A 14,261-nucleotide genomic window follows, 5' to 3' on the forward strand; every position below is an offset into this window, starting at 1 on the left:
CACAAACACGATTGGCAGAAAGGCGCACCTCCTCCCGGGGGTGCGCCTTTTCTGTTTTCAAAGGAGATAAGTATGAGTGAAATTCTCAAAGAGTTGCAGACACTGCAGCCTGCCGAACATGATGCCGGTGAAGTCTTCAGCGGCAAGAAGTCCAAGCGTACTGTGCGCGGCTTTGCATCGGCATCCTCATTCACCCCTGACCTTAACCCCGAGTACCTGTTCCACGATTCCAGCCGTGATGCCGTTGTCTGGTTCATGGATTCATCCGATCCGCTGTACGTCTTTGGCCCCGCAGGAAGTGGAAAGACAAGTCTCATCAAACAGCTTTCTGCCAAGCTCAATTACCCTGTGTTCGATATCACCGGTCATGGGCGATTGGAGTTCCCGGATATGGTCGGCCATCTGACTGTTGAAGATTCAAATATGACGTTTCAATACGGCCCCCTTGCGCTCGCCATGAAGTTCGGTGGGTTGTTCCTGCTGAATGAAATCGACCTGCTCGATCCGGCAACGGCAGCAGGGCTGAACGGTATTCTCGACGGGGACCCATTGTGCATTCCTGAGAACGGTGGCGAGGTCATCAAGCCCCATCAGTTGTTCCGGTTTGCGGCAACAGCCAATACTAACGGCGGGACGGACGAAACTGGTCTGTACCAAGGGACATTAAGGCAAAATCTAGCCTTCATGGACCGCTTCTGGCTCTGCGAGATCGGCTACCCCAGCCCCAAGGCTGAAAGGGAGTTGCTGCACCGCAAGGCTCCCGGTTTGCCGAAGGATATTCGCACGAAGATGGTCGAGTTTGCCAATGAGGTGCGCAAACTGTTCATGGGCGAAGCTGACGGAAACTTCCGCGACACCATTGAGGTGACGTTCTCGACTCGCACTCTTATTCGCTGGGCGGATCTGACCGTTCGATTTCAACCGCTAGCCCGACAGGGCATCCAACCCGTGACTTATGCGCTTGATCGCGCTCTTGCCTATCGCGCCACACCGGAAACCCGGACGGTGTTGCACGAGCTCGCGCAACGCATCTTCCCGCAACAGAAGGAGAATGAATCATGATAAATACGGATATAACCGTTCTCGACAACCTGATAGCCCTGAATCTCGATGTGAACATCTGGACGGCACGCAAAAAGCTGACGCCTGCGGACTTCGGTGGCGCTGAACTTCCGCCTGAAGAGCTTGCCTCGCTTGGTAGCAAGAAAATATGCGACCCCAAGGAACTGCGGATCTTCGGCACGCTCAAGGCCCGCGCCGTGAACCTGCTGGATCGGACCGGCGTTCGCTTTCTAGGCGGCTGGGGCATCCCGGAAGAAAAGGCCGATGAAATCGTGGCCGAGTTGACCACCATTCGGGCCGACTTCTTGAATGCAAAGGCACAATTCCTCAGCAGGTATGATGAAGCTGTCAAAGACTGGATTGTTCAACATCCCGGCTGGGAAAGCCTGATTGGAACCTCTTCAGTGAGCGCGGATTACGTTCGCAGCCGCATTGATTTCAAGTGGCAATTCTTCAAGCTTGTCCCTCCCACAGACAATGTGGTTGGGCATGGCCTGCAGCACGAAGTGAGTGAACTGGGCGACACCTTGTTTGACGAGGTTGCTAAGGCTGCCAGCGACACATGGAAACGTTGCTTTGAGGGCAAAGACAAGGTGACACACAAGGCGCTTTCCCCTCTTCGGTCCATCCATAACAAGCTCGCAGGGTTGACCTTTGTTGAGCCCCGTGTCGTTCCGGTGGTTGATCTGTTGGATACGGCCTTTAACCGGATGCCGAAGCGGGGTTATATTCAGGGCAGTGCGCTGGTCATGCTTCAGGGGGTTGTCTCGCTGCTTCGCGACCCCGCAACGCTCGTTGCGCATGGTCAGAAGATCCTGGATGGACAGGATACAGCCGACATCCTGTCTGGCCTAGTTGCAGAGACGATTTCGATTTTGCCGCAGGAAACTCCTACGGTCACAATAGAGTTCGTTCCTGAGTCGGTGCAGCATCAGATCGACAGTCATGGGTTGTGGTGATCGTCATGGAGAACAAGCTTCTTATGAAATCACTGCCCATGGTGGCTTCGGTTCTCGGGCGCAAGTACGGGGTGAAAGTCGTCATTGGCGGCAAAGGGGCATACACGGATGGGGGTACCATCCATCTGCCTTCGTTGCCATTGGAATGTAGTGATACACTCATCGGCCTTGCTCGCGGCTACATTGACCACGAAGCTGCCCACATTCGAGAAACACGCTTCGACTGGTTGCGTCTGGCTAACCTGACACCGCTGGAAATGCACGTGTGGAACATCTTCGAGGATTGGCGGGTCGAGCATCAGCTCGCTCGCCTGTTCCCTGGATGTCGTTCAAACTTCAACTGGTTGATTCAACATCTGTTCGGCAATGCCAATGAGCAGACAGCCGATCCGGCTATGGCTATCCTCAATTGGCTGCTCTTGTCGGTCCGAGCCTGGGATGTCCCGTCTCTGAACGGACAACGGGACGATGTCGGCAACTTCGTTGAATCCCATTATCCCGGCCTGGTCGGGCGGTTGAATCCTGTCCTGAAAAAGGTAAATGCCTACTGCGATTCCTCTCAGGATTGCATCCTCTATGCGCGGGAAGTCGTTTCGCTTCTAAAGGAGAAAGCGGCTTCTCAGTCCCCGCAAAATGGGGACTCGACAATGGGTAAACCAGGCAAAAGGGAAGTGTCTGATGAACTCCCTTCGGACGCCTTGAATCGGTTGATTCGCGCCGATGACATCGACCTGCCCGATGACCTTGGCGAAGCCCTGGCGGCAAGTCTGCGTAAGCAATCGCCCAAGGAGTTGGACGAATCGCTTCGCGTGGCGCAGCTCGGAAGCAAGACCACGAAGCCGATAAATCCAGAGGACGCTGCCGCCACAAAGCGGGCATCAATTGCCCTGCGGACGCAACTCCAGGGGTTGTTACAATCGTCGTTGCTGACACGAATCAAGGTCGGACGTCATGGCCGATTGGATGCACGACAACTTCACCGCCTGTCGGCGGCAGACGCTCGTGTTTTCAGGCGTGATGGTCACAAGGTCGGAATCAACACAGCCGTTCACATCCTGCTTGATTGCTCCGGCTCCATGCGACGACGTATCAAGCTCACCAGTCAAGTTTGCCATGCTGTCGCCACGGCCCTGGATGCCATCAACGGTATCAATGTCGGAGTGACCGCGTTTCCCGCAGGAACACCGACTGACGGCGGCAATGGGAATGATCGTGGTCCCACGATCTGCCCAATCTTGAAGCATGGTGAAAGACTGCATGACAACTTCGCCGTAAGCGCAACAGGCTGCACTCCTCTCGGCGAAGCCTTTTGGTGGGTACTGCAACAGATGCATACCCTTGCCGAGTCCAGAAAGATCATTCTGATCCTGACAGACGGCGATCCCGACTCCTTCAACATGGCTCTTGATGCTCTTGAAGAGGGGAGGCGATTCGGCGTCGAAGTATACGGCCTAGGCATCCTGTCTGAAGCTATCACCAAACTCCTTCCCAACCACAGTCGCATCATCAACGAGTTGTCCGAACTGGCTCCCGCCATGTTCGGCATGCTGCGTGGTGCGCTTCTCAATCAGAAATAATCACGAGGTACAATATGGATATCGAGATCCCCAAATGCCCGAACTGCGATAGTTCGGAGCATGTCGTATTGGTCAACACAAGCCAAAAGGTAGGCACAGTCGTCGGCGGCGTAGCCGGTGGAATGGCAGGTTATGCAGGAGCCTCCTCCGGGGCCGTGATGGGGGCAACGATAGGCTCTGTGGTCCCCGTCGTAGGAACAGGCCTTGGATTCTTAACGGGAGGCCTGGCTGGTGCGCTCGCAGGATTCTTCGCCGGTTCCGCAGTGGGCAATCAGGTTGGCGAACACATCGACCGGCATGTTATAGGTGAATACCGTTGCAATGAATGCGGGAAGGAGTTTGAAGCTTGAAAAATTGAGCCGCTGGCAAATGCTGGCGGCTCTCTTTGCTCACAGGCTAGATAATTGGCCTATCTTAGCATTTCATATGTGAACTCATAGTCTTAAGTTGTCCGCAACGAAGTTTAAGCATGAAGGATTCCTGGAGGCAGTATTTGAACCCCATTGAGAAATTGTTTGTTTTTTGAGCAGAAGGCTGTAAAGAATAGAAAAATTATAACCTTATTGATGGATATTCTTATGGCGTATGAAGAGTTTATTGAAGAGATCAAAAGAGACGCTGTATATAATGAAATATTGTCAAACCAGTATTTCATACGATTGAGAGGTGTTAAGCAACTTGGCTTTGCTTACCTTGATTGGAAGAAGGCAACACATACTCGCTATGCCCATAGTGTTGGCTCTGCAGAATTGGCTTACTGCATATCACGACTGATCGGACTCCCGATTCCAAAATGTAAAATATTGGCGTATTCAGCTGCGTTACATGAAGTTGGCACTCCTCCTTATTCCTATAGCATCACAAAAGAAATATGTGATGCAATGGATTTTGACAAAGTGAAGATGGCCGAGAAGGTAGTTAAAAAGCATTTTAGTTCAATATTGAAAGGGGAAACAGGGAAGGTTGTTGAAATCATTTCAAGAGAAAAAAAGAATGAAATCGACGACCAAATTGTTTTTGGCCTTGTCGGTGCCAATACACTTGATTTTTTGTCAAGAGATTCACAGAACACTATCCCGATATTTAGTAAGGATCTTTTGAAAACTATAGTTGGGCTTGTGGTTAAAGAGCATGATTCGTTAGTTCTGGAGAAAGGGTACAAAGACCTGTACTACATCATTCATGGTGCAAAGAAGCTTATGAATCATAATGTGTATTTTTCTCCCAAAAGAAGAATAGCAGATATGATGCTGTCGGAAGCTCTTAAGTACGTGCTGGAGAATAAGAGATCCAATTACATACTGGAAGCGTTTAATAGCACAGACCATTTTAAATCATTATCTGACAATTCATTGCTGTCTCTTCTGAGTAGTGCCGTTAAGGGAACTCAATATGAGTCGATGATGGCTTTGCTGTCTTCAGATAGTGTGTTTGAGTCGCTAAACATTCCAGTCCGGATACTTCGTGCTCATGAAGAAGTCATTGATAGTTCTGATTTTATTCATCTTGTAACGACATATATTCAGAAAGACCTTCAAGTTGATAAAAGCGATTTCATCGTCGATTCTCCACTCAATTTTGTTGTGAGATTTCATGGTGAAAAATACGAAGGCGAGGCTAAATTCAATCATACTTTGCCACCGGAGCTTTTATCTTTTGCAGATCTATTTTCAGAACCTGCGATTAATCGGAAGCGCAAAAAAGCTCTACGTACTAAAACAAAGTGGATGATTTATTACCACCCGAAGGTGCAAGAAACCATCAGCAAGCTGTATTCTAACGATGGATAATATTACCCAAATCAAGATCGGTAGAGTTAGTTATAAGAATCCGATTTTTATAGCGTCTACTCCGGCAGCAGATTCAACACAGAAAGCCCTTGAGGCTTTAGAGAATGGTGCAGGCGCGGTGATTCTAAAGACAATCCTTCCAACATCGTCGACAGCAGTGAGGAAGGGCTATTCATTCGCAAAACTCTCTCCTAATAAAAAGACATGGTTCAATACGGGGAGTACTGCGCACGAGATGGACAATACGCCTGCAAGTGTTGCTGCGTTGTTGGAAACAGTCCATTCAGCTTATCCTTCTGGTGATATCCCCATTATTCCGAGTATAGCTACGAAGTACACCACGAGCGCCTCTGAGATTGACTTTGAGAGTATAAAGAGTCTTGTCGAGCCTATAGCCTTGTTTTCAGGCAGCCATGGGGTGCCAATAAATATTGAGCTTAATTTAAGGTACATGATTCGTGTTCTAGAAAGGGGACTGTGCCACGAAGGCTATAAGAATATTGCAGATGAATATTTCAGTGTTGTTGAAGGGGGTATCACTGATACAATTATTAAGAATGTATGCAGTGCAGTAGTTTTTTTTGATAAGATTAATAGCGAGATGGGATGCCAACTCGGATTAATTCTAAAGTTTCCCTTCCGGACAGATCTCGGACAAATATGTTTAAAGACTTGTAGAGACCAAGAAATCGTTAAAGCTGTTTCGGTGGTTAATACCATCAAGTCCCCTGGAAAGCTTCAATGGGGAACTAGGGGAAAGACGAAACTCTTTCAAGTTTCTGGCTCAACTCTTACAGAAATTGCTCGATATTCAGTGTTTCAACTTAATAGGCTGCTTGACATCCCTGTAATAAGTAGTGGTGGCGTTGGTATGGAACTCCAGGACGACTTATTAAATTTTGAAGCAGCCGCTGAGAGTTCTTGGCTCCTTAAAGAGTTCAAAACATTATGTGAAATTGGGAAGCATGATGACGGCAAAAGCTATACAGCTGAAATTGAATCAAAATCTGATTGCTCCTTTCCGAAGATGAGGAGATTGATCTCTTGGTTGAATAAAATTGTAGATGGTGCAGACAGTGCGACAGCTGTAGACGCCTCTTTAAAGGCCATCAGAGAAAAGGGGATTCCTGACAATTCCCAATATTTAGACACAGTGACTGCGATCTTCGAGAAGTACACTGAGAAAGAAAATGCAAAGAATATGAGCTTTAAAAGTATTCTTGCCTTAGAAGATATTTTAGATCGAATTTACATTGGATCTACCGCTGTTCAAGTAGGGACTGCAATATTAGCGAGTCCTGGGTTCAGTGGTGTTAAAAGACTTTGCGACTTGCTTCAGGCATTTTTTGAGGGAGAAGTTTTTCGCGAAATAGTTTTCCAGGAAAGTATCGACAATCTTACATCAGAGAATAGGGACTTTGTGGTCGACAGAATAGTTGGTGGAGTAAATCTGAGTAATTATATCGGGTTGTATGCTAAGGAAAGGTATGCTGATAAGATAGAGCTGTCGCGGCCCTCTTATGAAATCGACAACGATTGCTGTGTCAGATGCAAAGATTGTATGAAAATTCCATACTGCAGTGGTGCTATAAGTTTAAATGGAAAAGATTTAGTAATTGATGCCCACAAGTGTGGCCGTTGTGGTGTGTGTTTTCAGACGTGCAAATATGGAGCGATCGTTGAGATGAGCGATCGGTAATTATGTCATCGACTTAAGAATACATGGCACCGGTTAATGGCAGGGTGTGCCGTTTGTGTACAAAGTTTGAAATTGAGATGCTATTTTACATTCGATTTTTTGAATTGAATAAGCTTCCCGCCCCTTTTTTTTGCTAATGCTCGTTCAAGCGAATCAACCGCAGCCCGTTTAGACTCATCCATCGCGTGCGTGTATCTCTGGAGCATGGCGAGTGTGGACCAACCGAAGTGGGTCTGGATGGTCCTTACGTCCACACCAGCAGCCATCATCATGGATGCGGCGGTATGTCTGAGGCTGTGGAAGCAGATCCATTCCCGTTTCTCTGAGCGGCCTTCGTTGAGCTTGAGATCTTTGATAGCCTGCCTGAAGCCCCATGGAGCCTCTCGCCATTTTTCTCCTTTGGAGTTCGTGAATACTAGGTCCTCAGGAGCGCCTTCTTCTTTCCCCTGGAGAATCGCGTATAATGGGCTGGCAATGGGGAATGCTCTGGGCTTGCCTGTTTTCGTATGCAGAAGCGTAATGGATTTCTCCTGCATGTCGATTGCGCTCCATGTCAGCCCTGTGAGCTCTCCCAGCCTGGCTCCGGTGTATAAGGCCGCCAGGGTCAGTTCGTATGCCCCCTCATCGAGTTCCTTCACTGTTTCAAGCAGCTTTTGGGCCTCTTCTGGCTTGAGGAATCGAGTCCGCTCATTGTTGATCTTGCCGATTTCAATTGCACGGGTGGGGCTGTCTGTTTCGACGATCCTCCTTTTGCGGGCGTGATTCCAGACGAGTCGAAAGACCGCCAAGACGTGCTGGGCAGTCCTAAGAGTGCGTCCTTTGTCCAGTACTGCAAGTTTGATCTGCTCTATGTCGTCCGGCGTGATGGAGCGCATGGGCTTTCCGTTCAACTGGGGAGAGAGCCAGTCCCTGAGGTGCTGTTTCTCAGTTCTGATTGTGTGCGGCTTTTTCCGGGTACGGGCCTCAGGGAGGTAGCGGTTGTTGAAGTAGTCTTCGAACGAGATGTCTTTTTTCTTTTCAGCTTGAACGGCTTCGCGGGACTGCTTGGCTTCTTCTTTAGGGCTTGTGGGGCCATGCCCTTTCTTGGCGTTCTCAAGGTAGAGTTCTTTTTGGGTGTGAGCCTTCAGTTCACTCCAGCCTTCGCTCTCCCAGCCAAGAAATCCTTCATATCGCTTCCCGTTGAACATAAATCGATAACCAAAGTGGCGATCGAAGCGGACACCATGCTTGCGCTTTGGGTGTTGCTGCCATCTGATTCCGGGGTATTTTTCTGTCGAAAACCACTTCTTTCTCACTTCGACCTCCTGATGTGACCACCAAACGACCACCAAATTACCACCAAATTGTGCGGTAAGCAAGGTGGTCTCCAGTGACGTCAAATGAAGGGTGACTTGTTTAATTGTCTGAAATAGTAGTCTAAAAATGATTTCTAGTGAATTCCAGTGATGCCCTAATCATCGACTCAAAATCCGCCGGTTTCGCGACTGTGAGGGTTCGAGTCCCTCCCCTGGTACCAGAAGATAATCCGACCAAATCCAAGGTCGTCTAAAAAGCCCCCGAAATTCGGGGGCTTTTGCTTTTTGTGTACCTATGTAGTCTAGTGTGATCCGTTGACATCCTGGAGACGGTGTGAGTAATGGTGTGGGTAACTGGAATAGTATTAACACTGGTTACTCAACGAGGTGCTATATGCCGTTGACCGTAAAATCTATTGAAAAGGCCAAGCCCAAAGACAAGCTCTATCGTATCGCAGATGCCCATGGGTTGTGCTTGGAAATTCCGCCGAGAGGCTCCAAAAGGTGGCGATATCGTTATCGTTTTGGGGGGAAAGCGAAAATGGTCAGTCTTGGTGTATGGCCTGAAGTAAAATTGTCTGACGCTAGAGAAAAGCGTGATGAGATGAGGCGGCAGCTGAGAGAAGGGCTTGACCCATCACAGCATCGCAAATCTCAGCAAGTCATTGCCGAGGGACATAATCGCTTTGAGGCAGTCGCCAGGGAATGGTTTGCGAAATTCAAACATCAATGGGTGGAGCGAACTGCCAAAAGGAAGATGCGGCGCCTTGAAGGGCATGTTTTTCCCTTGATCGGAGAGATGCCTATAGGCGAAGTAGGTGCTCCTCAAATTCGTCGGGTCCTGCATCGTATTGAAAGCATGAAAACACTGCATACGGCGCATCGCGTTAAGAACATTATTGGGGAGGTTATGCGATATGCCGTTGCCATGGGGCTAGTTACTCATAATCCCGTTCCAGATCTGGCGGGAGTACTGCCGCCTGCAAAGGTAACACATCGTGCAAGCATCACTGACCCCAAAGGGATCGGTGGGCTACTCTGTTCGATTGATGAATATCAAGGAAGCCCCGTGACTCGTTGCGCTATGAGGTTGGCAGCTCTAGCTTTCGTTCGACCTGGCGAATTACGCCATGCTGAATGGAAGGAGATCGATTTTGAAAAAAAGGAATGGCGTATCTCGGCAGAGAAAATGAAGATGAGACGTCAGCATGTCATACCGCTTTCTAAGCAAGCAATCGATGTCTTGAAAGAAGTGGAACTTCTCACTGGGCACAGTCGGTACGTATTTCCTTCCGAGCGATCCAAGGATAGGGCGATGAGCAATAACACTGTTAACTCTGCGCTTCGCCGCATGGGGTATACCAAGGAAGAGATGACAGGTCATGGATTTCGCTCAATGGCGAGTACCAATCTTAATGAGATGGGATTTCATCCAGATCAGATTGAAAGACAACTTGCTCACGTTGAAGGCAATAAGGTCCGGGCTGCATACAATCATGCAGAGTACCTCGCCGAGCGTGAAAGGATGATGCAAGTTTGGGCTGATTATTTGGACCACTTGAAAGCTGGTAAGAATGCGGCTGATTTTCTGGCAGATTTTCGAGCCTAACACTAATCATAACACCTGGGACAGGAGGCGTGGATGGAATCGGATGATGGCATGATAGCTTTGGAGAATAAGAGCTACCTCGTATTGCTGGGTGAACTTGAAGCTCAGTTAAATGAAGTCATGAATGAAGGTGGTAGGCCCGAGCTGGTATTCAATCGGCGCGATTTTCGTGGAAACACCTTGGAAGAGCGTGCGATGATCGAGTTGAGGGTTTGGAAGAAGTCCAGCTCAACGGATTCTGATAAGCTTATTTACCGGGATGAGCTGGTTGCAGCATATGAGGAACTATTGTTTCGAATTCGAGGAGCTATATATACTGTAAATGGGGTACCGATTCCGGGTGAAGAGAAGCTGTTTGTAAAGGGCTCTGAGCCCGTGTCTAAACATTTCGTTGAGCAGCCTCGCATAGAATGCCCCGAAGAAATGGCGGAAAGGCTCATGGTTAAATACAGAGGGCTGACACCTGAAGCTCGGAGTCTAGCTGTAGCTAAAGAACTTGATGCTGCTTTTCCGTGTCCAGCCGGAGAAGAACATAATCCTCCAATCTCTTATCGGCTGATGGGCATGTTAATCTCTAGCCCTGATGAAGATCTGTCGCCAGATGGATATAAAAGTCGTGGCAAAAGAGTTCGCCTGCTGTTGGAAAGAGAGAGTAAAAAGTAGACCGTATGGTCTAGCAGCGTTCCTACATGTTCATCCTCTGCACCCGGTTTGCACCCGGTTTGCACCCGGTTTGCACCCGATTTGCACCCGGTTTGCACCCGATTTTCTATCTGTTTGCCCCCGATCTGCCTCTTGCCTCCTCGACTCAGTTTGGCACCATGAAATGGAAGCCAACGGACAAATGCGGAACTCGCCGTAGTCCACAAGACAAGGAGGCATCTTGCAGTCGTCAATTAATCAAGGAGAGCATCTTCTCCGTCTCCCTGAAGTCCTGAAAAGAATTCCTGTCAGCAAGTCCCATTGGTGGGACGGTGTAAGTAAGGGGCTTTTCCCTCAGGGCCTCAAGCTTAGCCCTAGATGTACCGTTTGGCGCTCGAGCGATATTGATGCGCTCATTGAAAGCTTGCGGGAATTATAGGCGCCAAGATTATTATCTAGGTAGACAAGTACTCCCAAAGCATCTCTTCTGGTTGGGAGTTAAGCACAAAGCACAAAGCACAAAGCACAAAGCACAAAGCACAAAGATCAAAGACCAAAGACCAAAGCTCGACACGCCTGATAATGAATAGTCACCGGTGTTACCGGCTCTTCCAAATTCAACCTAGGAATTATGATGGGTCTTGATTTTGAAAAAGTAAAACAGGTAGTTTTGGCGAAGGCCAAAAGTTTGGTTGAAAAATGGCTCCCCGGAGGGAAATTCCAGGGAGACGAATATGTAGTGCGCAATCCAACCCGCGAAGACAATAATCCCGGCTCTTTTAGCATTAACATCGTTACGGGTTGCTGGAACGACTTCGCCACAGATGATGGTGGGCGTGACCTCGTTCATCTCTACCAGTATCTTAACGGGTATCTCGATTGGCCTCAGGCAGCCTTTCAGCTTGCTGACGAACTTGGAATTGAAGTTGATAGTGCTAAGCGCCCGAGGAAGATTCAGTCTACTAAGGCTCAATGGACTCCGATTACTCCTGTCCCTGAAAATGCTCCGGGCTGGCCGATTGAGCACTATAAGTTAGGCACCTGTTCTAACGAGTGGGTATACCGAGATGCTGAGGGACATATCCTTTTTGTCGTATGCAGATTTGATCTGCCGTCTGGGGGCAAGGAAATTCGTCCCTTTACGTACTGTGATGACGGTCGCGGGAACCGCGCCTGGCGTATGAAGGGTCTTCCGGGACTTCGTCCGCTCTATGGGCTCGATTTGCTTGCTTCCGCTACCCCCGACAAAAAAATTGTAATCACCGAAGGGGAAAAAGCCGCTAAGGCTGCGCGTGAACTGCTCGGTGAAGAAATGGTTGTCATGACTTGGCCCGGTGGGTCCAAGGCAGTTACCAAGGCGGATTGGACTCCCCTTGCTAACCGGGACGTGTTAATCCTTGTGGATGCAGATAAGCCGGGATTTGAGGCTGGGCTGAACATTGCTGCAATTGTGCAGGCTAAATCGTGTGAAATTGTATTACCCTATGCAGAGGCCCCTAAGGGGTGGGATATCGCAGATGCACCGGATTGGAGCAAAGAAGATCTGCTGGCTTGGATTGAGGCTAACAAGATGGGGCTTGGAGAGTTCAAGACGCACGCTGCTGAGCGCTATGGTATTCAGCCGCAGCATGCAGCTCCTGTTGAACAGCATGAACCTGGCTTCGCGCTTACCGATAAGGGAGTGGTTTTTCGGTTCTTGGACCGCGAAGGCAATCCTGAAGAGACTTGGGTCTGTTCATATCTTGAGATTCTTGCTGCCACCCATGATGAAAATAACGAGAACTGGGGATTGCATTGCCGTGTAAAAGACCCGGACGGCAAGCTGCACACCTTCACGATGCCTTTGGAGTCGCTTTATTCCAGGGGCAAAGAATACCTCATCCTCCTTGTAAATAAGGGGCTGAGGATTGGTGCAGACCGCAAAAGTAATGACCTGTTGCTTAAATATCTTACCCAGGCTGATCCTGAACAGCGGGCACTTAGCGTTACGCGTACGGGGTGGCACGGTGATCGTTTTGTCCTACTTGACAGATCTTATGGTCCCGCAGGTGGCCTTGAAACCGTTTTTCAGGGGCAGGTTGTCGATAATCCTTACCAGTGTCGTGGTACTTTGGATGAATGGCAAAATGGAATTGGGCGCTTGGCTGTAGGCAATTCCCGTTTAGTCTTTGCAATTAGCACGACCTTTGCCGCTGTGCTTCTTGAATTGGTAGGGATGGAGTCTGGCATCATCAATTTTGTTGGTGCGAGTTCGATCGGGAAAACGACTATTCTTATGGCCGCAGCCAGCGTTTGTGGTGGGAACGGCTACATTATGCCTTGGCGAGCAACTGGTAATGGTTTGGAAGCTCTTGCTGCTTCCCGTAATGATATGCCCCTTCTTATGGACGAGTTGTCCCAATGTTCCAGCAAAGAACTCGCGGAAGCGACATATATGTTCGCGAACGGTATGGGAAAGGCTCGGGCAAAGAAAACTGGCGCTAGCGCCCCCATTCAGCGGTGGCGGTTGCTGGGGCTGAGCTCTAGCGAATTGTCCTTTGAACAGAAGCTCAGGGAGGACGGTTTTAAGGCTATGGCAGGGCAGTCAGTTCGTTTCATGGACATTCAAGCTGATGCAGGGCAGCAGCTTGGAGCATTTGAGCAACTCCATGGATTTAAGGATGGCGATGCTTTTGCCAATGAAATTCGCAAAGCTTCCGGCGCTTGTTATGGGACGCCTATTCGTGCCTTTCTAGAACGTGTTGCCGAAAATAAGTCTGAGGTGCGTAAGCAGGTGCGGTATATGGTGGATGTGTTTTATAATGCAAATCTCCCTGAAAATGCTGATGGGCAGGTTAAACGTGTCTGCAAGCGCACGGCGCTTATTGCTTCGGCGGGGATGCTTGCTACAAAACTTGGGATTCTTCCTTGGAGTCTTGGTATCGCGCACTGGGCCGCTAACGTTTGTTTCCAGAATTGGATCGCCTTCCGTGGTGGCGTAGGTAGCTCTGAAGCATCTGGCTCCATCAAACAGATTCGGGAATTCCTCGAAAAACATGGCAGCAGTAGGTTTGAGTTGATTGGTGACAATGATAACTTGACTGACTTCGGCGTGCAGAATCGTGCAGGCTTCAGGAGTCTCAATCGTTACGGCAAGTATGAATACTACGTTCTGAGCGAGGTTTTCGCTAAAGAGCTTTGTGATGGCTATAACCCTTTGATGGTTTGCCGCGAGCTAAGGAAGCTTGGCTTGTTGCTCGAACAGCCGGGTGGAAGAGGGTTCCAGATCAATAAGAAGCTTCCTGGGCTCGGTCAGACGAAGGTGTACGGTTTGAAGGCCGACATAATTAGCGCTTAGCGCCTGAGAGAGATAAGGGTGGTGTCAGAGGTAGTATCTGATACCACCTTTCGTTGTGTGTTCGACAAAAAAGTGCATTAATTACAGCTTTTTTACGAATGATACTACTTATACTACCTTTCACGACAAAGGTGGAAATAAACAACATACTAGGGCTCCCCCCATCCCCCACCCCCTACTTTTTCTTTAGGGGGTAGCCCCCTTCGGAGTCCCATAAGAAAGATTATCCCTCTAAAAAAAATGATATTCCTGAAGAGTAATAATTGTTGTAGTAATTTTGGTATTAGTCGT

Annotated in this window: 11 protein-coding genes; 10 read left to right on the forward strand and 1 reads right to left on the reverse strand. The window is 48.9% G+C overall.

The genetic code is table 11. From position 1 onward, the window contains the following. Nucleotides 1-72 precede the first annotated feature (72 nt). The 6 genes from HFN16_RS09050 (at nucleotide 73) to HFN16_RS09075 (ending at nucleotide 7,087) form a co-directional block, all read left to right on the forward strand. Nucleotides 73-1,062, forward strand: a complete 990-nt coding sequence (locus tag HFN16_RS09050) for an AAA family ATPase (RefSeq protein ID WP_168890445.1) — start codon at nucleotides 73-75, stop codon at nucleotides 1,060-1,062. Beyond that, nucleotides 1,059-2,021, forward strand: coding sequence for a DUF3150 domain-containing protein (locus HFN16_RS09055; RefSeq protein WP_168890446.1), 963 nt, complete (start codon nucleotides 1,059-1,061; stop codon nucleotides 2,019-2,021). The genes HFN16_RS09050 and HFN16_RS09055 overlap by 4 nt, the downstream gene beginning before the upstream one ends. A 5-nt stretch (nucleotides 2,022-2,026) precedes the next feature. Beyond that, complete coding sequence (locus HFN16_RS09060) at nucleotides 2,027-3,598, forward strand: hypothetical protein (RefSeq protein WP_168890447.1); 1,572 nt, start codon at nucleotides 2,027-2,029, stop codon at nucleotides 3,596-3,598. Nucleotides 3,599-3,612: 14 nt separating this feature from the next. Next, nucleotides 3,613-3,948 carry a hypothetical protein gene (locus HFN16_RS09065; RefSeq protein ID WP_168890448.1) on the forward strand — a complete coding sequence of 112 codons (336 nt, stop codon included), beginning with the start codon at nucleotides 3,613-3,615 and terminating at the stop codon, nucleotides 3,946-3,948. Between the two features lie 228 nt (nucleotides 3,949-4,176). Next, nucleotides 4,177-5,388, forward strand: a complete 1,212-nt coding sequence (locus tag HFN16_RS09070; protein ID WP_168890449.1) for a hypothetical protein — start codon at nucleotides 4,177-4,179, stop codon at nucleotides 5,386-5,388. Beyond that, nucleotides 5,381-7,087 (forward strand): hypothetical protein, encoded by a 1,707-nt coding sequence (locus tag HFN16_RS09075; RefSeq protein WP_168890450.1) that lies wholly within the window; start codon nucleotides 5,381-5,383, stop codon nucleotides 7,085-7,087. The genes HFN16_RS09070 and HFN16_RS09075 overlap by 8 nt, the downstream gene beginning before the upstream one ends. 80 nt (nucleotides 7,088-7,167) lie before the next feature. Here the strand turns inward: HFN16_RS09075 and HFN16_RS09080 are convergent, their stop codons facing one another. After that, nucleotides 7,168-8,445 carry a site-specific integrase gene (locus HFN16_RS09080; protein WP_168890451.1) on the reverse strand — a complete coding sequence of 426 codons (1,278 nt, stop codon included), beginning with the start codon at nucleotides 8,443-8,445 and terminating at the stop codon, nucleotides 7,168-7,170. Between the two features lie 331 nt (nucleotides 8,446-8,776). On the opposite strand from HFN16_RS09080, the gene HFN16_RS09085 reads away from it, so the two are divergent. The 4 genes from HFN16_RS09085 (at nucleotide 8,777) to HFN16_RS09100 (ending at nucleotide 13,970) form a co-directional block, all read left to right on the forward strand. After that, entirely contained in the window at nucleotides 8,777-9,991 is a 1,215-nt protein-coding gene (locus tag HFN16_RS09085; RefSeq protein WP_168890452.1) for a tyrosine-type recombinase/integrase, read from the forward strand. A gap of 33 nt (nucleotides 9,992-10,024) precedes the next feature. Next, complete coding sequence (locus HFN16_RS09090; protein WP_168890453.1) at nucleotides 10,025-10,654, forward strand: hypothetical protein; 630 nt, start codon at nucleotides 10,025-10,027, stop codon at nucleotides 10,652-10,654. A 220-nt stretch (nucleotides 10,655-10,874) separates the two neighbouring features. Further along, nucleotides 10,875-11,072, forward strand: a complete 198-nt coding sequence (locus HFN16_RS09095) for an AlpA family phage regulatory protein (protein WP_168890454.1) — start codon at nucleotides 10,875-10,877, stop codon at nucleotides 11,070-11,072. Between the two features lie 195 nt (nucleotides 11,073-11,267). After that, nucleotides 11,268-13,970, forward strand: coding sequence for a DUF927 domain-containing protein (locus HFN16_RS09100; protein ID WP_210772249.1), 2,703 nt, complete (start codon nucleotides 11,268-11,270; stop codon nucleotides 13,968-13,970). Nucleotides 13,971-14,261 lie beyond the last annotated feature (291 nt).

The organism is Pseudodesulfovibrio sp. zrk46 (genome assembly GCF_012516435.1).
Taxonomy (GTDB): domain Bacteria; phylum Desulfobacterota; class Desulfovibrionia; order Desulfovibrionales; family Desulfovibrionaceae; genus Pseudodesulfovibrio.

Excerpts from the sequence above, each read along its gene's own strand:
- HFN16_RS09055 (WP_168890446.1), top strand. The coding sequence starts at position 1,059 with ATGATAAATACGGATATAACCGTTCTCGACAACCTGATAGCCCTGAAT.
- HFN16_RS09090 (WP_168890453.1), top strand. The coding sequence starts at position 10,025 with ATGGAATCGGATGATGGCATGATAGCTTTGGAGAATAAGAGCTACCTC.
- HFN16_RS09085 (WP_168890452.1), top strand. The coding sequence starts at position 8,777 with ATGCCGTTGACCGTAAAATCTATTGAAAAGGCCAAGCCCAAAGACAAG.
- HFN16_RS09060 (WP_168890447.1), top strand. The coding sequence starts at position 2,027 with ATGGAGAACAAGCTTCTTATGAAATCACTGCCCATGGTGGCTTCGGTT.
- HFN16_RS09075 (WP_168890450.1), top strand. The coding sequence starts at position 5,381 with ATGGATAATATTACCCAAATCAAGATCGGTAGAGTTAGTTATAAGAAT.
- HFN16_RS09100 (WP_210772249.1), top strand. The coding sequence starts at position 11,268 with ATGGGTCTTGATTTTGAAAAAGTAAAACAGGTAGTTTTGGCGAAGGCC.
- HFN16_RS09065 (WP_168890448.1), top strand. The coding sequence starts at position 3,613 with ATGGATATCGAGATCCCCAAATGCCCGAACTGCGATAGTTCGGAGCAT.
- HFN16_RS09070 (WP_168890449.1), top strand. The coding sequence starts at position 4,177 with ATGGCGTATGAAGAGTTTATTGAAGAGATCAAAAGAGACGCTGTATAT.
- HFN16_RS09050 (WP_168890445.1), top strand. The coding sequence starts at position 73 with ATGAGTGAAATTCTCAAAGAGTTGCAGACACTGCAGCCTGCCGAACAT.